Genomic DNA, 21,648 nt, shown 5'->3' with positions numbered 1-21,648 from the left:
CCCGTTCTCACCGCTGGCGCACGCGTAGCTAACGTAGCCGACGCAGTCGGCTGAGGTGACGCAGTTCGGCGAGACGGGCCGGCGTCGGGCAGGTGACGACACGGTGGACTACCGGAACGGGCGACGGGCGGCGGCAGGCAAGCCGCCACAGGCGGCGTAGCTGACGTAGTCACCTGAGGTACGGTGTGGACCAGGCGGTCCGACTGCTCGTGCCGGTCGGTCGAACCTGCCAAAGAGAGTAGGTGGGTCCGCAGTTGCGGGAGTCCCACCCCCCTACGCAGGTGGGCCGGTCACCGGTCTCAACCTTCTCACAGTCGAAGGTGGGCTGAGGGACGGAGCGTCCCCGGCGCTCACACCAGTGCCCGAGCGAGGAGTTCGACGGGGTGGGTCGCCGGGCGGTCGAGGAGCGCGTCGAGCTGTTCGACACACGAGGTTCCACCGGCGACGACGGTCCGGTCGGCACAGCCCTCGACGGTGAACTGGTCGCGCAGGTCCTCGCCGACGGCCACGCTCAACTCGTAGTAGTCGTCCTTGTAGCCGAAGCTCCCGGCCATCCCACAGCACTCTACCGTCGAGGTGGCGACGTCACAGCCGAGGCGTTCCAGCACGCCCTCCGTGTAGCCGTCGAGGCCGAGTGTCCGCTGCTGGCAGTGACCGTGGAACGCGACCCGGCGGTCGGCGGGCGGAACGTCGAACTGCTCGGTTCGACGCTCGTCGTGTTCGAACAGTCCGTAACAGTACTCCAGACAGCCGAAACTCGCCGCGGCGAGTCGCTCGAACCGGTCGTCGTCGAGGAGGTGGTGATAGTCCGACCGGAACATGGCGAGGTCGCTCGGTTCGACGGTGACGACGTCCCGCCCCACCTCGACGTGGGTGAGGAGCGTGTCGGTGACGGCCTCGGCGTGGGCACGGGCGGTCGAGACCATCCCCTGTGAGAACGGGGCACGACCGCTCGACCCGACCGGAGGCACCACGACCCGCACCCCGAGCGCTTCGAGGACACGAACCGCCGCCTTCCCCCGTTCGACGTGGACGTGGTTCGTGTAGAGGTCGGGGTAGAGCACCACCTCGCGGGTGACGTCGTCGAAGGCGTCGGTCACGAGCGGGTCGGGCCGGCCGGCGAACCACTCGACGAGCGTCTCCCGGCGGAACTGGGGGAGCGCACGGCGGCGGTCGACCCCGAGCGTTCGCTCCATCGCCGCCCGTACCACGTCGGTAGCCGCGAGGCGATTCGAGAGCGGCGCGGTCGCACTCGCCAGCCGAGCGACCCGCTCGAAGTTCCCGAAGAAGCGTTTCTGCAGCGGTGGCCCGCCGCTCTCGGCGTCCGGTGTCAGGCCGTCGACGAGGAAGTCGAACCGGTCGGTCTCGCCCGACCGGTTGAGGCGGTCCCTGACGACGGTGTTTATCCACGGGATGTCGATGCCGACCGGACACGCCTCGACACAGCGCGAACACCCCGTACAGAGGTCGTTGAACGCGGCGGCCGCGTCGAGCCCGTGGACGCCGGCCTCCCAGCCCGTGGCGATACCACCGGTGTAGGTCTCGCCGCCGAAGGCGTGGCCGCCGACCTGCTGGAAGTTCGCGCAGGTGTTCGCACACGCCGAACAGCGGATACAGTAGAGCGTCTCGCGCAGGTCGTCGTCCTCGCGCATGTCGAGACGCCCGTTGTCGAGCAACACGAGGTGGAACTCGCGGGTTTCGGGGTCGCCTGTCTCGTCGGCGTCGAAGTCGAGCGTCGGCGTGTCGACCGGTGGCGTCAACAGCGAGACGTAGCTAGTGATGTCCTGTCCGGTCCCCGAACGGCCGATGAGTTCGACGAACGGTGCGAGGTCCTCGACGGTGGGAACCAGTTTCTCGACGCCCGCGACGGCGACGTGGGTGTCCGTCGCCGCGACGGTCTTGCGGGCGTTGCCCTCGCTGGTGACCAGCGTGATCGTCCCGGTGTCGGCGGTGACGAAGTTCGCCCCCGTGAGACCGACGTCGGCGTCGGCCAGGTGCTCGCCTAGTCGCTCGCGGGCGAAGCGAGTGAGTTCCGTGGCCGTCTCGGGAGGGTCCTCGAGGTCGAACGTGTGTTCGAACAGACGGGCGATCTCCTCGCGGGACTTGTGGATGGCCGGGGCGACGAGGTGGCTGGGCGCGTCGTCGGCCAACTGCAGGACCCACTCGCCGAGGTCCGTCTCGGTCACGCGCAGGCCCGCGTCGGCCAGCGCGTCGTTGACCGCTATCTCCTCGCTCGTCATCGACTTCGACTTGACGACGTGGTCGGCGTCCGCGTCGGTACACACCTCGGCGATGTAGCGGTTCGCGTCCGCGGCGTCCGCAGCGAGGTGGACGTGGCCACCACGGGCTTCGACGGCCTCGGTGACCGCTTCGACGAGTGCCGGGAGTCGCTCGATGGCGTCCTCCTTGATGGTCCGTGCCTCCTCTTTCAGCGCCTCGTAGTCGTCGAGGCGAGCGACCGACTCGTACCGTCCCTCGTTGAACCCGACGGTGTTCTCGTGGACGGCCGGTCCCTCCGTCGCCAGCAGGCGGCGGATGCGAGCGGCGCGGTCCTCGTGTGAGTCGTCGTGGGGGGCGTCGTGGCCCTGACGCTCGTGAGCGGGGTCGCTCGCCATCAGCGACCCTCCACGACGACGACGTGGACCTCGGTCGGACCGTGTGCGCCGTAGACCAGTTCCCCCATGTCGGCGGTGGCGGAGGGGCCGGTGGCGACCACCGCGCCCGTCAGGCCGTCCCGAATCGCGTCACCCAGTTCGCCGATGGCCGCACGCATCGACGGGAGCACGGCGGATTCGGCGACGACGGCGACGTGGCGCTCACAGTAGAGGCTGACCGGTTCGCTCCCGGCCGCGTCGGCCCGGACGACGACGCTGCCGTAGTCGGCGATGGCCGGGCCGGCGGCGGTGAGGCCCGTCGTCGCACCGTCGAGGTCACCGGGCGTCGGGTCGAGGGTCACGTCCGAGCGGTCGGTCAGCGAGTAGCCGTCGAGACCGAGCGGCGCGGCGACGGTCGGTGGGGCGAGCACGTCGTCGAGGACGCCATCGAGGGCGTCGACCGTCGACCGCGTCCACGGGACGTCGAGTTCGGAGAGCGAGGCGGTGAACGAACCCACGGAAGACATGAGCGAACAGTGCGCCGCGGGACGCATAGCGTTTGGCACGACCCACCACACTCGTCGGGGCGGCCGGGACGCCGGCGGGGCCGACCGCCAGAAGCTACAAGCACGACCCCGTCGGCCTGCGAGTATGCACCGGCGCGCCCGACTGGACGCGTATCTCGACGCGAACGACCTCGACGCGGTCTGGTTCGCTCGCCCGAACAGTTTCGCCTGGCTCACCGGTGGCGACAACGTCGTCGACCGGACCGGGGACGTCGGCGTCGCCGCCGCCGGCTACGACGGCCGGCGCGTGGTCGTCGTCACCGACTCCATCGAAGCGCCGCGCCTGCGCGACGAGGAACTGGCCGAGGGGGTGGCGGTCGAAGCGTTCGACTGGTACGACGGGTCGCTGGCAGACGCCGTCGCCGAACGGACCGCCGGCGCGTTCGCCGCCGACTTCGACGTGCCGGGCGCGGTGCGGGTGGACGCGTCAGCGCTCCGACAGCCACTGTCCACCGCCGACGTCGACACTTACCGCGACCTGGGACGGGACGCCGCCGAGGCGTTCGAAGCGGTCTGTCGGGGGTTGACACCGCGGACGACCGAACGCGAGGCCGCCGTCGCGCTCCGCGAGGCGCTCGGGGAACGCGACTGCGAGACACCGGTCGCGCTCGTCGGTGGCGCGAAGCGTGCCCAGCGGTACCGCCACCTCACGCCGACCGACCGCCGGTTGGGGGCGTACGCGCTCGTCTCGGCGACGACCGAACGCGGCGGTCTGTACGCGAGTCTGACGCGGACGGTGGCGTTCGACCCACCCGACTGGCTCACCGACCGCCACGCCGCCGCCCGGCGCGTCGAGACCTCGGCGCTCGCCGCGACGCGTCGAGTCGCCCGCGACGACGGTGTCGCCGGGGACGTCTTCGACGCGATTCGGGCCGCCTACACGACGGTGGGGTTCGAAGGCGAGTGGCGAGAGCACCACCAGGGTGGGGCCGCCGGGTTCGCCGGCCGGGAGTGGATAGCGACACCGGACTCGACGGCCAACGTGACGCTACCGATGGCCTACGCCTGGAATCCGACCGTCCAGGGGACCAAGAGCGAGGACACGCACCTCGTGACCGACGAGGGTGTCGAGAGGTTGACTGCGACCGGCGACTGGCCGACCCGTGAGACGACGAGCGTCGACGACGGCCTGACGCTGGACCGACCGGCGGTCCTCCAGCAGTAGCGGTGGCGAGGGCGCAGCGAGGGTCGGTCCGATGGCGAAGGGCCTAACACGCCACTGCGTGAGTGACCACCAATGACGACCGGCGACACGTTCGACGTAGTCACCTTCGGGGAGACGATGATTCGCCACTCCGTCGCGCCCGGCGAACGACTGGAGACGGCCCACGGGACGGAGATGCGGGCGGCAGGAGCCGAGAGCAACGTCGCCGTCACGGTCGGTCGACTCGGCGGGGAGACGGCGTGGCTGTCGAAGCTCCCCGACTCGCCGCTCGCCCGCCACGTCGAGGCGTCGCTGCGTACCCACGGCGTCACCCCGCTCGTCGCGCCGAGCGAGGAGGGCCGCGTCGGCGTCTACTACCTCGAACCGGCCGGCGCACCACGCGGGACGAACGTCGTCTACGACCGCGAGAGCGCGGCGGTCCGGACCGCGACGCCCGAGGAACTGGCGACCGAACACGTCGAGCGTGCGGAGGCGTTCTACACCAGCGGCATCACCCCCGCGCTCTCGACGACGCTCGCGGACACGACGCGCACGCTCCTCGACCGGGCGGCGGCCGCGGACACCCACACCGTCTTCGACCTCAACTACCGCGCGAAACTCTGGTCACACGAGGAGTGCCGGGCGACCTGCGAACCGCTGTTCGACGCCGTCGATACGCTCGTCGTCGCCGAACGCGACGCCCGAACGGTCCTGAGCCGCGAGGGGTCGGCCGCCGATATCGGTGCCGAACTCGCGGCCGACCACGACTGCGAGACGGTGCTGGTCACCCGCGGCGCGGAGGGTGCACTGGCGGTCCACGACGGCGAGACGGTCGAACAGGGAGCGTTCGACGCGGACACGTTCGACCCCATCGGAACCGGCGACGCGTTCGTCGGCGGCTACCTCGCGCGGTGGCTGGACGGCGAGAGCGTCCGCGACTCGATGGCGTACGGCGCGGCGACGGCGGCGCTCAAGCGAACCATCGGCGGCGACGTGGCGACGGTCACCCCCGACGAGGTCGAACGCGTCCTCGACAGCGACACGTCGGCTATCGAACGCTGAGTCGACACAGCGGACGGGACCGACCCGATGGACCCGACGCCCGCCACCACGCGACACAAGAGTTTACTCGTCGTCGGGTGAGTTCTCGCCCATGACACACGCCGCCGACTCGACGCGACCCGCCGCTCTCGAACGCCTCGTCGACACCGGACTGGTGGCCGTCGTCCGCGGCGCGGACGCCGACCGGGTCGTGAACGTCGTCGACGCCCTCGTCGAGGGGGGTGTCCGGGCCGTCGAACTCACCGCCGACTCGGAGGACGCGATGGGGATGCTCCGTGATGTCTCCTCGACGCTCTCCGAGGACGTCTCGCTCGGGGTCGGGACCGTCCTCGACGCTCCGACCGCCCGGCAGGCGCTCCTCGCGGGTGCGGAGTTCGTCGTGACGCCGAGTTTCGACCCGGAGGTCGTGACGGTCGCAAACCGCTACGGCACCCCCGTCGCACCGGGGGTCTACACACCGACGGAGGCCGTCCGCGCCTACGAGGCCGGCGCCGACCTACTCAAACTGTTCCCCGCGTCGACGGGCGGCCCCGGCCACCTGAAGGCCATCAAAGGGCCGCTCGGACACGTCCCCATCGTCCCGACCGGCGGCGTCTCGCTGGAGAACGTGGCCGACTTCATCGACGCGGGTGCGCTCGGCGTCGGTGTCGGCGGGTCGCTCGTCGACAGCGAGGCCGTCGCGGCCGGCCAGTACGAGGTGCTGACCGAGAACGCCCGCGCGTTCCGGACCGCGATCGACGAGGCGCGAGCGGACGAGCAGTGACCGCGACCCGATAGCGACGGTAGACGACGTGACCGTGTGGTCGGCACGACCGAGTATCGGAAGCGAGAATCGGAACGCACGGAACCGTCGGTTCGGGCCCGCGTGGCGACTGACGGGGCCGGTTCGTCGGTATCGGAACTATCGGAACCGACCCGGCACGGCCTATGAGTCGCTCGCTCCAAGCGGTGGTGTGACACCGGAGAACGACGACCCCACGGAACGAACGAGTGACGGTACCGACGCGGTGCGAGCAGTCGAGGACCGCTGGACGCCGTATCGACGTGCGCTGCGTCGTGACGACCAGTACGTGTTCGACCGACTGTTCGAGTACGGCGAGGGACACGCCGCCGCCATCGAGCGACTCACCCACCGGTCGCCGGTCGTCCCGCTGTTCGCGGCCGTCGATCTCGAACAGGAGAAACGACTCGACACGCTGGAGGCCAGACTGGACGCGCTCGAAGACGACCTCAACCGCACCGACGGCGACGGACGACCCTGACGTGGCCGTCGCGGTCAGTCGGTGTCCGGAGTCTGTTCGCTGATCTCGACGTCGTGACCGGTCGACGACCTGTGTGTCGACGCCATCGACTCCGCGAGGTCGCGGCCGGACGTGGCGCTCTCGAACGAGCAGTCCGTACACGACAACCGCCAGCCGTTCGTGGGCATACGGTAGTGCTTCGGCCGCGGACGGATAAACCGTTCCGACGCACGGGGAGCGTCGACCGCTCCCGGCGGCCGACCGGCCGGTCCACCCGGCGAGTACCCGCCGACGCCCGTGCTCACCGACGACACCGAACCGCCCGCCCTCGGCGACCGTGAGTACCTCAGCTGAGTCAGCTGAGTCAGCTGAGGTGAGTTATCGAACCCGCTCCCTCGACGACGTCACCCCACGTAGCGGTGCTGCCCGGTTCCGACTTCTCCCCGCCGAGAACCGAACCGAAGGATTGAACGACCGGCAAACGTGTCGTTCAAGTAACCTGACTAAGAGCTTTTCTCTCCATACTCGTACATATCACGAGATGAACATCCTTGTCACGGGGGGTGCGGGCTTCATCGGTGGGCATCTCACCGAGGCGTTCCTCCGAGACGGTCACGACGTCGTCGTACTGGACAACTTCGACCCGTTCTACGGCATCGGCATCAAACACCGGACCGTCGACCAGTGTCGAACGGTCGCACGCTCGAACGGGGCGACGCTCTCGGTGGTCGAGGGCGACGTCCGTGACGCCGAGACGGTCACCGGACTCGTCGCCGACGCCGACGTCGTCTTCCACCAGGCCGCACAGGCCGGGGTTCGGACGAGCGTCGAGCGGCCACGGACGGTGACGGCCATCAACGTCAACGGGACGGTCAACGTCCTCCAGTCCGCGCTCGACGGCGACGTAGAGCGCCTCGTGCTCGCCAGTTCCTCGTCGGTCTACGGCAAACCCGTCGCGCTCCCGTACCACGAGGACCACCCGAAAGCGCCCATCAGCCCCTACGGCGTCTCGAAACTCGCCGGGGAGCACTACGCCCGAGTCTACCACGAACTCCACGGCCTGCCGGTGGTCTCCCTGCGGTACTTCACGGTGTACGGCCCACGGATGCGCCCGAACATGGCCATCTCGAACTTCGTCTCGCGGTGTTACAACGGCCAGCCACCGGTCGTCTACGGCGACGGTCGACAGACGCGGGACTTCACGTTCGTCGACGACGTGGTCGACGCCAACCGGACCCTCCTGACCACCGACGTCGCAGACGGCGAGGTGCTCAACGTCGGCAGTACGGACACCATCGAGATTCGGCGACTCGCCGAACTCGTCCGCGACCAGCTCGCGCCCGACCAGTCGGTGGAGTTCGTCGACGCCCAGAAGGGCGACGCCGACCACACCCACGCCGACGTCTCGAAGGCCCGCGACCTCATCGGCTACGAACCGTCGACGACCATCGAGGACGGCGTCGAACGGTTCATCGAGTGGTACAGGCGGAACCGCGAGTGGTACGAACCCCTGGTCGCGTCCGGCTGAGACGGAGACACCGTCCGGGGATTCACACGCTCTTCTCTCGACCGCGTCCAGTCGCGCCAGGCTAACACGGCACCGACGAGGAGACCCGCAGCGAGCGGCAGGAGGTGGTACGCGACGTCCGGAACGAACCACTCGACGGCGACGAAACCGACGAGGCCACCGACGACACCGCCGAGAGTGGCGCTCAGTCGTCGGCGGAGACGTCCCGGCCCCCCTCGACGTGGACCAGTTCCTCGACCGGCGGGAGTTCGGCCTCGCTGTCGGTGATTATCTCGACGCGCCTCGCCAGTTTCTCGCTCGCGTAGGCCACGAGGTCCGCCGAGTCGACGTCGGAGTCCGGGTTCTGGACCGTCCCGGTCACCAGCGGGAGCAGGTCCTGAAGCGTCTCCTGGACGACGTCGGGGTCGACGCCCTCCTCGGCGATGAGTCGCTGGACCGCTCGCATCCCGAAGCCGACGTGCCGTCCCTCGTCCGAGCGAACGCGCGTGATACCCTCGATGAGGCCTTCGAGGTGGACCGGTTCGCCCTCGACTGCGACGTCCGGACCGCTCGGACTCCACGCCGACTGGATGCCGTAGTAACCGGTCTGTGCGAGCACGCTCTCGACGACGAGGTGGTAGTGACAGAACGCCCGCGCGAGCGCTTCGGGGCGCTCGTCGGTGAGGAGTCGTTCCATCGCCGCCTCCGTCCGGTCGAACAGTTCGACGTACTCCTCGTCGAAGTAGCGCTCGTCGGTCGGTGCGGTCACCTCGAAGCCGCAGGCCTCGGCGACGGGGTCGACCACCTCGCGCCAGTACCGGTCGAAGAAGGCGGTGTGTTTGGCCTCCTCGTAGAGCTGTGTCGTGAGGAACATCTGCTCGTCGACGTCGTCGAGGACGTACGCCATCGGGGCGAGGTCCTGTGTCACCGCCTCCTCGCCCGCTCCGAACAGCGCGAGTGTCCGGCGAAGGCCGTCGAACTCCGCTTCGGTCTGGTCACGGGCGATCAGTCGCTCCCGGTCTTGCTCCAGCAACGACTGCGAGATGTCCTCGTAGGGGTCCCAGTGACGGTAGACGGCGTTCCGGAAGTAGCCACCGGCGAAGGAGTCGGGGTCGAGTCGGTGGGTCCGGGTCGCGTCGGTGTAGCGGGTCACGTTCGTTCGTGAGGAATATCGACACATAGGTCTGTCGTCGGGGGGTGGCACCGGTGTGCCGCCACGACGCGGTGTTCAGCGAGTGTCCGGGGGACCTGCGGTCGCCGTCCCGGTCAGGACGGTCCCGCCGGTCTCGCGGTCGACGGTGACGGCGAGGCCGACGCCGTCGGTCGGAACCGGCCCGTCGTGGTCGTCGGGAGCCACGACGCGGGTGGTGGCGGTGAGCACGTCGCCGGGCCAGACCCGCGACCGGAACCGGACGCCGAACGACCGCACCGCTCGGAGGCCGACGAACTCGGTGACCGCGTGGGCCGCCACGCCCGCCGTGAGCATCCCCTGTCCGAACACGCTCGGGTGACCGGCGTTTGTCGCGTACGGTTCGTCGTAGTGTATCGGGTTGAAGTCGCCGCTCGCGCCGGCGTACCGGACGAAGTCCTGTCGTGCGAGCGGACCGACCGACACCGCGGGACCCTCGTCACCGACGGCGAGCGTGCCGGGGGGAGTCGGTGCCGGAGCGGTCGTTCCGTCGTCGACACCCGACCGGACCGGCAGTCCCACCAGGTCGGCGGCCGTCTCGTCGGTCGGCGGGGCCCCCGAACCGGGCCGAGTGGCCGACTCCGCCCCGGACGGTTCGTCGGCCGCCGTCGCGTCGGTGTGTTCTGTCCGGTCGTCGTCCGACTCGTCGTCGGCCGCCGCACCCTCCGTCTCGATGGTCGTCGCGGCCTCCGTCAGGACACGTTCGCCGTCGGCCGTCCGGTACTCGGTGGTGAACTCGGCGAACGTCATCGTCCCGCCGCGGCGGCCCTCGCGGCGGTAGCCGTCGGTGAGCGTCGTGTCGCCGTGGAGGTCGTCGCCGGCGTACAGGGGGCGGTCGTACGCGTAGCGGTGCTCGCCGTGGAGGACGAACTGCGGGTCGAAGCCGAGGTCGAACGCGTCGACCCGATAACGGGCGAACGAACTCACTCGCGGGAACGTGAGCGGGGCGGGAACCGCCGGGAACCCACGCCGTTCGGCGGCCGCGGCCGACCGGTGGGCGGGGTCGTCGTCGCCGACCGCACGGGCGAACTCGTCGACCTTCCCCGCCTCGACGCGGAACCCCTCGACGGTCCGCTTCGTCGTGCCGACGAGGGCGTCGAGGTCGGTGACGGACCGGTCGGTCACGACGACCCCGTCATCGAGCGTCTCGTTTCCAGTGGTAAGTGTGACAGCACAGTAGCCGAACGACGAGTCGGGAAACAGATTAATTACCGGTTGCGGGTAACGATTGTCATGCATATCGCTGACACGACCGAGGCGGGGCGGTCGGGCAACGCCGCGAACCTGTTCGACGAGACGGCACGCTGTCACGGCGAGTCCCTCGCCATCGAAGCCGGCGGCGACCGGACGAGCCACGCGGAGTTGCGGGGCGCGACGGGGGCGTTCGCGGGGGGCCTCCACGACCTGGGGCTGGCACCCGACGACACGCTGCTGCTGTACCTCCCGAACTGCCCGCAGTACCTCGTCGCGGCGCTCGGCGCGTTCCGTGCGGGCGTCGTCGTCTCGCCGGCCAACCCGCAGTACAAGGCGCGGGAACTCTCCTACCAGTTGGACGACGCGAACGTCGACGCCGTCGTCACCCACGCGGCCCTCCGCGAACACCTCGTCGGCGGTATCGAGCAGGCGGACGCGGACCCGGTGGTCATCACGGTCGGAGCAGGCGACGGCGACCGGAGCGGCGACGAGGAGGCGACCGAGACGGACGGAGCGAACGCGCTACCGAGCGACGAGGTGGCGTTCGAGGCGGTCCGGGGCGACCCGGTGACCGTCGACCGCGAGGACGACGACGTGGCGCTGTTGCCCTACACTTCGGGGACGACGGGGAAGCCGAAGGGCGTCCGACTGACCCACCGGAACTTCCGCGCTCAACTGCTCACGACGCTCGCCAACCACGGCGAGATACCCGGTGAGGAGGTCAGGAGCCTGCTCTACCTCCCGCTGTACCACATCACCGGGTTCACCCACACCGCGATGCAGCCGCTCGTCGGCGGCGGCGCACTCTACCTCCGGAACCCGACCGACTGGGACGCCGACGAGGCGATGGCGACCGTCGAGGAGGCGGGTATCACCCACTTCGTCGGCGTGACCGCGATGTACGTCGACATGGTCGACGCCGAGTCGTTCGGCGACCACGACCTCTCCTCGCTCGTCCAGGCCGCCGAGGGCGGCGCGAAGATGTCGGTCGCCGTCCAGCGCGAGTTCGAGGCGACCGCCGGCATCGAGATGACCGAGGGCTACGGACTGACCGAGACGAACGGCGCGACCCACTCCCAGCAGCGTTCGACGTTCGGCCCTCGTCACGGCACCATCGGTCAGCCACTCCGAATGGTCGACTGTCGCATCGTCGACGAGGGCGGCGAGGAGGTGTCCATCGGCGAGTCCGGCGAACTGCTGGTCCGGGGCCCGCAGGTGATGGCGGGCTACCACGGGATGCCCGAGGCGACCGACGCGGCGTTCACCGAGGCGGGGTTCTTCCGGACCGGCGACGTCGCCCGTCGTGACCCGGACAACTACTTCGAGATCGTCGACCGGAAGAAGCACGTGATCGTCACGGCGGGCTACAACGTCTACCCGAGCGAGGTCGAGGAACTGCTCCACGAACACGACGCCGTCGCGGAGGCGGCCGTCGTCGGCGTCCCCGACGAGCGACGCAACGAGGTGCCGAAGGCGTTCGTCGTCGTCAAGTCGGGCGTCGAGGCGGGTGTCGACGTGACGAGCGAGGAACTGACGCGGTACTGTCTGGAGCGCGTCGCGGAGTACAAACACCCCCGGGCGGTCGAGTTCATCGACGACCTCCCGCGGACGGCCAGCGGGAAGATACAGAAGTTCAGACTCGCCGACGGTGAGTACGCCGAGGACTGAGTACGGGGCCACCTCGGGACACGCGACTCAGTCACGCCGATAGCGGCGAAGTCCGTCCACCGTCTCGCGGGTGATTCGACCCTGCCCGTCCAGAGACCCCAGCGCGCCGACGGTGTCGAGCATCGCCGCCGGCGGGTCGAGTCGCTTGCCGCGGGCTTCGGTCACGGCGACTGGCGAGGCGGCATCGTCGGTCGGGACGGCGTCGAACACGTCGTCGACCATCTCGCCGAGGCGCTCCAGGGAGGCGGCGAGGACGGCGTCGTAGGTCTCGAACACCGGTCCGTGGCCGGGGTGGACGCGGTCGAACGCGTGGTCGGCGAGGCGGTCGTACGCTCGGTAGAAGTCGTCGACCGCGTCCTCGGCCCCTCGGTCGAGGCCGACGTTGAGGGCGGCGGCGCGGAACGGTTCGACCAGCACGTCCCCGGAGAACAGCACGCGGTCGTCGCCCAGGTCGAGTGCGAACGCCGCGTGGTCGGCCTGGTGACCCGGCGTGTGGAGCGGCGTGACCGAGCGGCCACCCGCCGCGAACTGCTCGCCGAAGGCGAACCCCACGTCTACCTCCTCGGGCGGGAGTAGCCGTCGGTTGCGGCGGAGCGAGTCGAGCGCACGGTCGACCTCGCTGTCGACCCGCTCCTCGTCGAGGCCGACGGCGTGGGCCGTCTCGCGGACGCCGGCTTCGAGGTCGGCTTCCGACCGGCGGAGTCGGTCGAGCGTGCGGTCGGCGGCGTAGACGGTCGCGTCCGCGTCGCGGAGCGCCGGGACCTGCCCGAGGTGGTCGCTGTGGGGGTGGGTGAGCAGGACGTGCTCGACGTCGCCGAGTGCGTAGCCGTGGGCGGCGAGGCCGTCGGCGAGTTCCTCCCGACCGCTCTCGCCGGGGACGCCCGCGTCGACGAGCGTCGGTTCCGCCCCGGCGACGAGGTACGCCGCGGCGGTCCACGGCGGCCACTCGATACTGAACTCGATGCGGTGGACCGCGACGCTCCCGCGCCCGTCTGCTCGTCCGTCCGCCCCTTCGTGTTCACACGACCGGTCCATACCCCACCGAACGGGGCGGCTCACTTAACGCTACCAGTACTCACGGTACTCGTCACCACGCCCCGTCGACGGGCGGCGTCGGGTACCGTTCCCCGCAGTCGACGCACTCGACGACGGTGGGGCGTGTCTCGCCGAGGCGGACCCGCAGGTCGTCGCCAGCGCACTCGGGACAGGATGTCGGGCGGCGAGCACACCCGCAGTCCGGACAGGCGAACCGGGGGCCGCCGTCGGTCGTCAGACCCATCGCGTAGCGGTCGCAGTCGGGACACGACACGGGGACACGCAGGTCGCCGCTATCGAGCGGCGCACCGACCGCCAGGACGAGGAGGTCGGTGTCGCCGGCGTTGTGACCCGACTGGAACTCGCCGGACGCGAACCCGACGGCCTCGCCCGCCTCGACGGTGACCCCTCCCGGTGACAGCGCCGGAGCGGCCGAGTCGTCGGTCGGCACGAGCGTCTCGAACCTCGCCGTCCCGTCGAGGACGACGAACACCTCCTCCTGGTCGGCGTGCGCGTGGAGGCCCGCCGGGAGTTCGTCGCCGGGAGCGACGCGGTAGTGGACGAGTGCGACACCGGCCGTGCCGAGCACGGCCGACAGCCGTCGACGGACGACGCCGGGCGCGGGGGTGGCCGGCGCGACGTCGTCGAGAGCGACACGTTCCATGCGGTCAGTTCCGGCCGCAGGGTCCAGTCAGTTGCGCCGTCGTGGGGGCGCGTCCCTCGACTCAGTCGAGCGTGGCGGCGAGCACGTCCTTCGCGGTGTCGCCGAGTCGACGCAGGTGGTCGTCGGTCAGGTGGAATCGTCGGTCCCACTCTTCGGTGCCGAGGTAGTCGCTGACGACGAACATCGAGGCGGCGTCGACGCCGCGGGCCTCGGCGACGGCGAAGACGGCCGACGCCTCCATCTCGACGGTGAGCACGCCCTCGGCGGCGTAGCGTTCGACCTCGGCCACCGTCTCCCGGTAGATGGCGTCGGTGGTCCACGAGGGGCCGACGTGGTACGGGTCGTCCCGTTCGTCGAGGAACTCGGTCAGGTGGGTCGTGAGCGTCTCGTCGGGCGTCGCCCACCGGCCGGGCGCGACGTAGTGGTGGGAGGTACCCTCGTCGCGGATGGCCCGGTCACAGACGACGAACTCGGCCATCTCGACGTCGTGGTCGAGACCGCCCGCGATACCGACCGAGAGGAACGTCCCGACGCCGTCGGCGACGAGTTCGTCGATCAGCATCGCCGTCGTCGGGGCACCGATACCGAAGTTCCCGAGGACGCCGACACGGCCGTCCGTCTCGTCGAAGGCGTAGAGGTCGCCGTAGTAGTGACCGACCGTCTCGCCGGCGTGGCGCTCCATCAGCGACGTCATCAGACTGCGACTGTAGCAGACGACGACGGCCGACGGCAGGTCGGCGGGGTTGCCGTCGTATCGTTCCTGACGGTCCGCGCTGGCGTGTTCGGGCGTGGCGATGGCCTCGCCACGATGTTTGTCCGGGTGGTTCGGGAACGGCATCCGTCTCACGGACCAGCCCCGAGTCGAAGAGTCTGACGGGGACCCGGGACGTGTTACCGCGGCACTCGCGTCGGTCGACGGGGTCGACGCGGGGCCGGGGCACGGGACTCAGACGAGTTCGCGGGCGATGGTCCGTTTCTGAATCTCGTCGGTCCCCTCGAAGATTCGCAGGACGCGTGCGCTCCGGTACTGGCGTTCGATGGGGAGGTCCTTCATGAACCCCGACCCGCCGTGGACCTGCATCGCCACGTCCGCGGCGCGGTTGTTGAGCTGTGCCCCCCGGAGCTTCGCCATCGACTCCTCCTTGCGGGCGCGCTCGTCGTTGTCGAGCTTCCAGGCGGCGTAGCGGTAGAGCTGTCGGGTCTGCTCGATGTCGGTGGCGAGTTCGGCCAGCTGGAACGAGATGCCCTGTCGGTGGCCGATGGGCTTCCCGAACGTCTCCCGGTCGCGGGCGTAGTCGACCGCGAGGTCGAGGAGGTACTGCGAACTGCCGACGGCGTTCGCCGCGATGGCGATGCGCCCGCCGCCGATCCAGTTCATCGCCGTCTGGAACCCCTGGTCGACCTCGCCGAGCACGGCGTCCTCACCGACGCGGACGCCGTCGAACCGAAGTTCACACTGGCCGCCGGGCGTCAGGCCCATCGTCCGGTGGACCTTCTCGACGCTGTACCCCTCCGCGTCGGCGTCGACGAGGAAGCAGGTGATGCCGCCGTAGTCGCCGGCCTCGCCGCTCGTCCGGGCGAACACCATGGCGAAGTCGGCGTACGGGCCGTTGGTGATCCAGTACTTGTTGGCGTCGATGACCCACTCGTCGCCCGCGGGTCCGCCGACCCGCTCGGCACGGGCGTCCATGTAGTGGGGGTCGCTGCCGTGTGCGGGTTCGGTCAGCGCGAAGCAGGTCGTTATCTCCCCGGCCATCAGCGGGGCGAGGTACTCCTCGCGCTGGTCCTCGTCGGCGGCGAGCAGGACGGGCGTCGGCCCGCCCGCACCGCCCATGATGGCGCTGTGGAAGCCCGGCGGTCGGTTGGCGAGGTGTTCGGTGACGATACCCCGTGTGAGGACGTCGACGCCACCGCCGCCCACCTCCTCGGGCATCCCCATCCCGTAGAACCCGGCCTCGACGGACCGCTTCCGGATGGTCTCTCGAATCTCGCGGTACTCCGGGACCTGGTAGTGGTCCTCGTCGACGATGTGCCGTTCGTAGTCCTCACCGAGGAACTCGGGGTGTTCGTTCTCCAGTGGCGTGACCTCCTGTTCGATGAAGTCGTCCAGCGCCTTCGTGATCTGGACGGCCTCTTCCGGTTCGCTGAAGTCCATGTCGTGTACTACCACCTGACAGGAGTTCGTATAAGCGTACCGACGGTAGCGATTCGCGGCCAAGAGTTAATAGCTGTCAGTCGAAACCGGCGATACCGCTTACAATGATAAACGTTCACGCGGGACGCGGGCGGTGGGGGGTGTAGATGGGCGTCGACGAACGCGTCGGCGAAGAGGGCGGGTTGGCCCGTGGCGGAGTGACCGTCGGGCGACTCAGCATCTCCGAGGACGGGTTCTGGGGGGGGCTTGACGATACTCCCGGTGCTGTTCCTCTACACGCTCATCGCCATCCTACCCGTCGGGTTCGCCCTCTGGGCGTCGCTGCACCGTATCCCCCTGACCCAGCCCCAGTGGACGTTCGTCGGTCTGGAGAACTACGCGCAGGTGTTCGAACTCGACCGGTTCTGGGGGTCGATGTGGCGCGGGACGCTGTTCATGGTCGGGTCGACGCTGGTCCAACTGGCCGTCGGTCTCTGGATGGCGCTGGTCATCAACCGGATGGAGCGCGGTCAGCGCCTCCTGAGCACGCTGGTGTTTACCTCGTATCTCATCCCGACGATCATCGTGACGCTCATCGCGCTGTTCATGCTCGACCCGTTCGTCGGCGTCCTCCACCAGTTCGGCGCGTCGCTGGGACTGTGGGAGGGGTACGTGCTCGGTGCGGCGACGTGGAACCTGCCGGGTATCGGCGAGGTGAGTCTCGCGCTCCCCGCCGTCGTCCTCATCGGGTCGTGGAAGTTCTCGGTGTTCATCACCATCTTCGCGCTCGCGCAGTTGCGCTCCATCCCCAACCGGTTCTACGAGGCCGCCAAGATCTGTGGCGCGACCTCCTGGGAGATGTTCCGTGACATCACGCTGCCGCGGCTGAAGGGCGCGATTCTCGTCGCCGTCCTGCTGCGCTCGGTGTTCATGTTCAACAAGTACGACATCATCTGGCAGTTGACCCAGGGCGGACCGGGCTACGAGACGACGACGATGCCCATCCTCGCGTACCGCGAGACGTTCGAGGGGAGCGCCTACGGCCTCGGGAACGCCATCGCCGTCGTGATGTTCTGCTTCCTCGCCGTCGGGGCCGTCGCGTACTTCGTGGCGTTCAACCCGAGTCAGGAGGTGGACACGTGAGCACCCTCGACGACGACGAGTCGGGAACCGGGACGGCGACGGAGCGTCGTCGCGGCCCCGGTCTCACCCGTCGCCTGTCGTACCCCGTCCGGCGGTCGGTTCTCAGACTGGGCACGGTCGGGAGCGCGCTCCTCCTCGGCTTCCTCATGGCGTTCCCGCTCTACTGGATGGCACAGAACGCGTTCAAGACGCGTCTCGCCATCAACGCGGGCGTCTCGTGGCTCCCGACGGGTGACGCGTTCACGCTCGAACGCTTCGGCATCGTCAACAACGGCGCGGTCCTCACCTACATCACCAACAGCATCATCGTCACCATCGGAACCGTCCTCCTGGTGGTCGCCGTGTCGCTCGTCGCCGGGTACGGGCTGGCACGCTACGACTTCCGCGGGAAGGTCGCGTTCGCCCGGTTCCTGCTGTTGGGCTACCTGTTCAGCCCCATCGTGCTGGCGCTCCCACTGTATCTCATCTGGGACTGGACCGGCCTGTTGAACACCCACATCGGCCTCATCCTCGCGCTCTCGGCGGTGTCGATGCCCTTTGCGGTCTGGCTGATGTGGAAGTACATCCAGACCATCCCTCAGGCGATGGAGGAGTCGGCGTGGATCGCTGGCGCACCGCGCTGGCGGGGGTTCGTCGACGTCGTCCTCCCCCAGACGACGCCGGCCATCATCGCCAACGCGCTGTTCGCGTTCGGCCTCGCGTGGAACGACTTCACGTTCGCCCAGATTCTGCTCCCGTCGAACGACGCGACGACGTTCCCGCCGGGCATCCTCCGACTCGTCAACGCCTCGTTCGAGACGGGCTACGGCGACTTCATGGCCGTCGGCCTGCTGATGACCATCCCCCCGCTGCTGTTCGCGTTCTTCCTCCAGTCGTACCTGCTGAAAGGCTTCGAAATCAGGGCACTCTAACCATGGTTCAAGTTCACGCACAAGGCCTCCGCAAGGAGTTCGGTTCGCTGGTCGCCGTAGAGGAGTTCGACCTCACCATCGACGAGGGCGAGTTCGTCACGCTCGTCGGCCCCTCGGGGTGTGGGAAGACGACGACGCTCCGCATGTTCGCGGGGCTGGAGACGGCGACGGCCGGGAGACTGCTGTTCGGCGACCGGGACGTCACCGACCTCCCGCCCCAGGAACGCGACGTCGCCCTGCTGTTCCAGGACATCGCGCTCTACCCGCACATGAGCGTCCGGGACAACATGGCCTACGGGCTGAAGATAGCGGGCTACGCGAAACCAGACCGCTACGAGCGCGTCGAGGAGACGGCCGACCTCCTCCAGATAACGGACCTGCTCGACAACCGCCCGGCGGACCTCTCGGGCGGGCAACAGCAGCGCGTCGCGCTCGGCCGGTCGATGGTCCGGGACCCGGCGCTGTTCCTGTTCGACGAACCGATGAGCGACCTCGACGCGAAGCTGAAACGCGACCTCCGGCCGCTGTTCGAGGAGGTCACGAAGGAAATCGGCTGTCCGACGCTCTACGTCACCCACGACCAGGAGGAGGCGATGACGATGTCCGACCGCATCGTCGTGATGGACGACGGTCGCATCGCCCAGGTCGGCGGCCCAGAGGAACTGTACGACGACCCCGACAGCGAGTTCGTCGGGACGTTCATCGGTCAGCCGACGATGCAGACGTTCCAGGGACGCGTCGTCGAGGAGCGCGACGGCCTCGCGGTCGAGGTCGGCGAGCACCGCTGGCCCGTCTCGACGCGCAACGGTCTCGCGGAGTACACCGACCGGCCGATTCGCGTCGGCGTCCGTCCACAGGACATCAGCGTCACCGAGGACACCAGTGGCGGACTGGCCGGCGAGCACGTCCTCGACGAACCGCTCGGCGACCGGACGAACAGCTTCTTCGACACACCGGAGGGTCGGGTGACCGTCGTCACGCCGAAGGGCTTCCGCGGCGAGGGCCGCGCCTACGGCCTGCGACCGTCCTCGTCGGAACTCAGACTGTTCGACCCCGACAGCGGGCTCCGGATTCGCTGAACCCCTCGGCGGACCCGATACCATTCCACGACCCCGTATCGGTCGAGAATCGGCTCCCGTCGGTTGGGGTGCCACGTGATGCCGAACTCGTGGTCGAGTTCGGTCTTTCACGCGTCGAACGCCGGGCCGTCTCGACCCGTCGCCTCGCGCAGGGCGAACAGCGCTTCGAGGTACTCGTCGAAGTTCTGATCGAACGAGAGATCTAGGAGACACACCGGCTCGTCGGTCGCGTTCCAGAAGGCGTGCATCCGTCCTCTCGGACGCCACCGCATCCCTCCGGCAGGGACGTCGTACTGTCGTCGCCGAACGACGATCCGAACTCGAGCGGACCACGCTCTGCATCGCTGGCCCGTCAGTCGGGAAGACTCCGTACGGCGACCGGTCGAGGGCTCAGGTGTGCGTACGCTCGACCGACTCTTCGTCGGCCGACGACCCGACCTGCTCACTACGAACCGACGCGCGGGGCCGCACGACGAGCGTCCCACCGAGGCGGTCACCGACCCGCCGGCCGTCGCCGGACACGCCCGCAACGACCGCGCCGAGCAGGTAGCCGGCGGGCAGGAAGTCGACGTACCGGAGCAGGTTCCGGACGCCGGCGGCCACCAGCCCCGGCGGGTGCCCGGTCGCGGTGGTCACGACGAGGCCCGTCAGCACCTTGCCCGGCGTGCGGGCGTAGCGCAACTCGAAGTAGAAGCCGTAGACGACCGAGACGGGTGCGAGTGCGACGAGGCTGCCGGCGAACAGCAGGGTGGTGTTGGCCTCGGCGATGCTCGGGAGGAGCCAGACGAGAACTCCCAGTGGGACCCCCTCGACGACGACGTAACAGACCAGCAGGTCGACGAGGACGGCGACCGCCCGGCGACCCAGCAGGCGTGGCGACGCCGAGTCGACCGCCGGTTCCGGCGGTCGACTGCTCGGAAACCAGTCGAACACCGGTTCAGTTCGACGCCAGTTCCTGTCCCTCCTGGAAGATGGTCTCCAGGCGTCCCAGGCCGTCCTCGTAGGCCTGCTGAGGGGAGTTGCCCTGTACGAGGACGGCGTTGACCATCTCCGAGTCGTACTGGAACCGGCTCTCGTAGGTCGTGGCGACCGTCGAGGGACGCTCGTCGCTCTGGAGGTTCGGGGCGATCTCCTCGAAACAGCGCCGGTTGAGGTCGAGGAAGTAGCCGTCCTCGGCCTGGAATATCTCGGCGCTCTGGTAGGCGTCGGTCTCCAGGATGTCCTGGTACGGCGGCAGGAACCGCATCGGTTCGACGAGGTTCTTGTCGGCCTGTGCCTCCGGCGAGCCGTACATGTACTCCAGGAACGCCTCCGCGCCACCGACGTTGTCCGACCCGCTGAGAACGGGCGTCCCGTCGATGAGCGCCCACCCACGGTCGATGGGGTCGGCGTCGCTCTGCATCGGGACGGGTGCGATGTTCGTGTTGAGCGCGACGTCGGTCGCGCCGGCGGCGTACGCCGGCCCGGCAAGCCACGCGTTGTTCATGATACACTGCCCGATGCGACCCGCGACCCAGTTCTCGATGGTCGACCCCCAGTTGAGGCTGGAGGGGTCCGGCGAGAACTCCGCGAGGTCCTGCATCACCGTCAGCGACTCCGTGACGTGCTGTTCGTCGAACCAAATCTCCGCGCCACCGTCCTCCGTGGCCTGGAAGACGCCGCCGCCGGAGTTGGCGAGGAAGTTGGCGAAGTCCGAGCCAGCCTTGCCGGCGGGTTGGGCCGCCGTGGCGAACCCGAGCGCCTGCGTCTCGTCGGACTCCGAGATAGCCCGTGCGTTCTCCAGCAGCTGGTCCCACGTCTCGGGGACCGACAGGCCGAGCATGTCGTAGATGTCTTGACGGTAGTTGAGCGTCCCGCCGAGGTACAGTCCGTGGGGCACCATCTGGACGCTGTCGGCCACGGTGACGGTACTCTTGAAGTACATCTCGCCGTTGGCCTCCTCGATGCGACTCACGAGGTCGCCGAGCGGCGCGGTCTGGTCCTGTGCGACGAGGTCCGCGACCTGCGTGATGGTCCCGAAGTACATCTCCGGCGGCGTCCCCGACTGCAACAGCGTCGTCAACCGCTGCTCGCCGGTCCCCTGCAACCCGACGTACTCCGCCGTGACGGTGTAGTCGGGGCTCACCTCCTCCTCGAAGCCGGGGATGATATCGTCCTGCCACTTCGCCTGCCACGCCTCGCTGGCGTAGTCGGTGAGCATGAGCACCTCGTTCGAGGTCGGTCCGTCGCCGGAGGACCCACCGTCGCTGTCGGTCCCACTGGAGCCACCACCTCCGCCCCCGCCGCCTCCGTCGGTCGTCTCCCCGTCGGTTCCCTCACCGCCACCGTCGCCCGCACACCCCGCGGTGGCCGCGACGATGCCGGCCCCGACTCCCTGTAACACCCGCCGTCGGTTGACTCGCTTCCAATCCATCTCCTACGTCGTATCGTGTTAACAACATACAAGTATTCCGGTGACTGAGACAACGATGGTTGCTATACTGCAGCCTCGTCCGACCATCGGTGTTATCGAGAGCG

Annotated in this window: 21 protein-coding genes; 9 read left to right on the top strand and 12 right to left on the bottom strand. The window is 69.0% G+C overall.

Translation table 11 applies throughout. The features are described from left to right. Window positions 1–350: 350 nt before the first annotated feature. Both GQS65_RS18050 and GQS65_RS18045 read right to left on the bottom strand, forming a co-directional pair. Window positions 351–2,615: an LUD domain-containing protein gene (locus GQS65_RS18050; protein WP_158206019.1), complete on the bottom strand. Its 2,265-nt coding sequence runs from the start codon at window positions 2,613–2,615 to the stop codon at window positions 351–353. Then, entirely contained in the window at window positions 2,615–3,121 is a 507-nt protein-coding gene (locus GQS65_RS18045; RefSeq protein ID WP_158206018.1) for an LUD domain-containing protein, read from the bottom strand. Before GQS65_RS18045 ends, GQS65_RS18050 begins: the two co-directional genes overlap by 1 nt. A gap of 124 nt (window positions 3,122–3,245) precedes the next feature. Here GQS65_RS18045 and GQS65_RS18040 point away from each other — a divergent pair, with 124 nt between their 5' ends. The 4 genes from GQS65_RS18040 to GQS65_RS18025 all read left to right on the top strand — a co-directional run bounded on the left by GQS65_RS18040 (window position 3,246) and on the right by GQS65_RS18025 (window position 6,628). After that, on the top strand, window positions 3,246–4,325 hold the full coding sequence (locus tag GQS65_RS18040) for a M24 family metallopeptidase (protein ID WP_158206017.1): 1,080 nt from the start codon (window positions 3,246–3,248) through the stop codon (window positions 4,323–4,325). 72 nt (window positions 4,326–4,397) lie between these two features. Next, window positions 4,398–5,366 (top strand): bifunctional 2-dehydro-3-deoxygluconokinase/2-dehydro-3-deoxygalactonokinase, encoded by a 969-nt coding sequence (kdgK1, locus tag GQS65_RS18035; protein ID WP_158206016.1) that lies wholly within the window; start codon window positions 4,398–4,400, stop codon window positions 5,364–5,366. A gap of 91 nt (window positions 5,367–5,457) precedes the next feature. Next, the gene (locus tag GQS65_RS18030; RefSeq protein WP_158206015.1) at window positions 5,458–6,129 is read left to right on the top strand and encodes a bifunctional 4-hydroxy-2-oxoglutarate aldolase/2-dehydro-3-deoxy-phosphogluconate aldolase; all 672 of its coding nucleotides are present in this window, start codon (window positions 5,458–5,460) and stop codon (window positions 6,127–6,129) included. A gap of 190 nt (window positions 6,130–6,319) precedes the next feature. Continuing rightward, window positions 6,320–6,628 carry a hypothetical protein gene (locus GQS65_RS18025; protein WP_368280312.1) on the top strand — a complete coding sequence of 103 codons (309 nt, stop codon included), beginning with the start codon at window positions 6,320–6,322 and terminating at the stop codon, window positions 6,626–6,628. A 14-nt stretch (window positions 6,629–6,642) separates the two neighbouring features. Here the strand turns inward: GQS65_RS18025 and GQS65_RS18020 are convergent, their stop codons facing one another. Beyond that, window positions 6,643–6,795 (bottom strand): hypothetical protein, encoded by a 153-nt coding sequence (locus GQS65_RS18020; RefSeq protein WP_158206014.1) that lies wholly within the window; start codon window positions 6,793–6,795, stop codon window positions 6,643–6,645. Between the two features lie 353 nt (window positions 6,796–7,148). Between GQS65_RS18020 and GQS65_RS18015 the strand changes: the two genes are divergently transcribed. Further along, window positions 7,149–8,135 (top strand): NAD-dependent epimerase/dehydratase family protein, encoded by a 987-nt coding sequence (locus GQS65_RS18015; protein WP_158206013.1) that lies wholly within the window; start codon window positions 7,149–7,151, stop codon window positions 8,133–8,135. Between the two features lie 184 nt (window positions 8,136–8,319). Here the strand turns inward: GQS65_RS18015 and GQS65_RS18010 are convergent, their stop codons facing one another. Together GQS65_RS18010 and GQS65_RS18005 are read right to left on the bottom strand one after the other, a co-directional pair. Then, window positions 8,320–9,294: a ribonucleoside-diphosphate reductase gene (locus tag GQS65_RS18010; protein WP_158206012.1), complete on the bottom strand. Its 975-nt coding sequence runs from the start codon at window positions 9,292–9,294 to the stop codon at window positions 8,320–8,322. 48 nt (window positions 9,295–9,342) lie between these two features. Further along, on the bottom strand, window positions 9,343–10,542 hold the full coding sequence (locus GQS65_RS18005; RefSeq protein WP_158206011.1) for an FAS1-like dehydratase domain-containing protein: 1,200 nt from the start codon (window positions 10,540–10,542) through the stop codon (window positions 9,343–9,345). Between GQS65_RS18005 and GQS65_RS18000 the strand changes: the two genes are divergently transcribed. Next, on the top strand, window positions 10,537–12,165 hold the full coding sequence (locus tag GQS65_RS18000; RefSeq protein ID WP_158206010.1) for a class I adenylate-forming enzyme family protein: 1,629 nt from the start codon (window positions 10,537–10,539) through the stop codon (window positions 12,163–12,165). The genes GQS65_RS18005 and GQS65_RS18000 overlap by 6 nt on opposite strands. A gap of 27 nt (window positions 12,166–12,192) precedes the next feature. Here GQS65_RS18000 and GQS65_RS17995 read toward each other — a convergent pair whose 3' ends face one another. The 4 genes from GQS65_RS17995 to GQS65_RS17980 form a co-directional block, all read right to left on the bottom strand. Continuing rightward, window positions 12,193–13,200 (bottom strand): MBL fold metallo-hydrolase, encoded by a 1,008-nt coding sequence (locus tag GQS65_RS17995; RefSeq protein ID WP_158206009.1) that lies wholly within the window; start codon window positions 13,198–13,200, stop codon window positions 12,193–12,195. A gap of 52 nt (window positions 13,201–13,252) precedes the next feature. Further along, window positions 13,253–13,864 (bottom strand): cupin domain-containing protein, encoded by a 612-nt coding sequence (locus GQS65_RS17990; protein WP_158206008.1) that lies wholly within the window; start codon window positions 13,862–13,864, stop codon window positions 13,253–13,255. Between the two features lie 61 nt (window positions 13,865–13,925). Continuing rightward, window positions 13,926–14,702 carry a nucleoside phosphorylase gene (locus tag GQS65_RS17985; protein WP_158206007.1) on the bottom strand — a complete coding sequence of 259 codons (777 nt, stop codon included), beginning with the start codon at window positions 14,700–14,702 and terminating at the stop codon, window positions 13,926–13,928. A 108-nt stretch (window positions 14,703–14,810) separates the two neighbouring features. Then, window positions 14,811–16,019, bottom strand: coding sequence for an acyl-CoA dehydrogenase family protein (locus tag GQS65_RS17980; RefSeq protein WP_158206006.1), 1,209 nt, complete (start codon window positions 16,017–16,019; stop codon window positions 14,811–14,813). A 246-nt stretch (window positions 16,020–16,265) separates the two neighbouring features. On the opposite strand from GQS65_RS17980, the gene GQS65_RS17975 reads away from it, so the two are divergent. From GQS65_RS17975 to GQS65_RS17965, 3 genes are read left to right on the top strand one after another with little or no spacing between them, the layout of a single operon-like run. Further along, window positions 16,266–17,141, top strand: coding sequence for a carbohydrate ABC transporter permease (locus GQS65_RS17975; protein WP_158206005.1), 876 nt, complete (start codon window positions 16,266–16,268; stop codon window positions 17,139–17,141). After that, window positions 17,138–18,052: a carbohydrate ABC transporter permease gene (locus tag GQS65_RS17970; protein WP_199268501.1), complete on the top strand. Its 915-nt coding sequence runs from the start codon at window positions 17,138–17,140 to the stop codon at window positions 18,050–18,052. The genes GQS65_RS17975 and GQS65_RS17970 overlap by 4 nt, the downstream gene beginning before the upstream one ends. A gap of 2 nt (window positions 18,053–18,054) precedes the next feature. Then, complete coding sequence (locus GQS65_RS17965; protein WP_158206004.1) at window positions 18,055–19,131, top strand: ABC transporter ATP-binding protein; 1,077 nt, start codon at window positions 18,055–18,057, stop codon at window positions 19,129–19,131. Window positions 19,132–19,238: 107 nt separating this feature from the next. On the opposite strand, the gene GQS65_RS17960 is transcribed toward GQS65_RS17965, so the two are convergent. From GQS65_RS17960 to GQS65_RS17950, 3 genes are all read right to left on the bottom strand, one after another. Then, window positions 19,239–19,379, bottom strand: a complete 141-nt coding sequence (locus GQS65_RS17960) for a hypothetical protein (protein ID WP_158206003.1) — start codon at window positions 19,377–19,379, stop codon at window positions 19,239–19,241. Between the two features lie 142 nt (window positions 19,380–19,521). After that, window positions 19,522–20,064 (bottom strand): RDD family protein, encoded by a 543-nt coding sequence (locus tag GQS65_RS17955; RefSeq protein WP_158206002.1) that lies wholly within the window; start codon window positions 20,062–20,064, stop codon window positions 19,522–19,524. Between the two features lie 4 nt (window positions 20,065–20,068). Continuing rightward, entirely contained in the window at window positions 20,069–21,544 is a 1,476-nt protein-coding gene (locus GQS65_RS17950) for an ABC transporter substrate-binding protein (protein WP_199268500.1), read from the bottom strand. Between the last annotated feature and the right edge of the window lie 104 nt (window positions 21,545–21,648).

The sequence above is a fragment of the Halomarina oriensis genome, from assembly GCF_009791395.1.
GTDB classification, from domain to species: Archaea; Halobacteriota; Halobacteria; order Halobacteriales; family Haloarculaceae; genus Halomarina; species Halomarina oriensis.
This window is presented reverse-complemented; position numbering and strand designations above follow the sequence as displayed.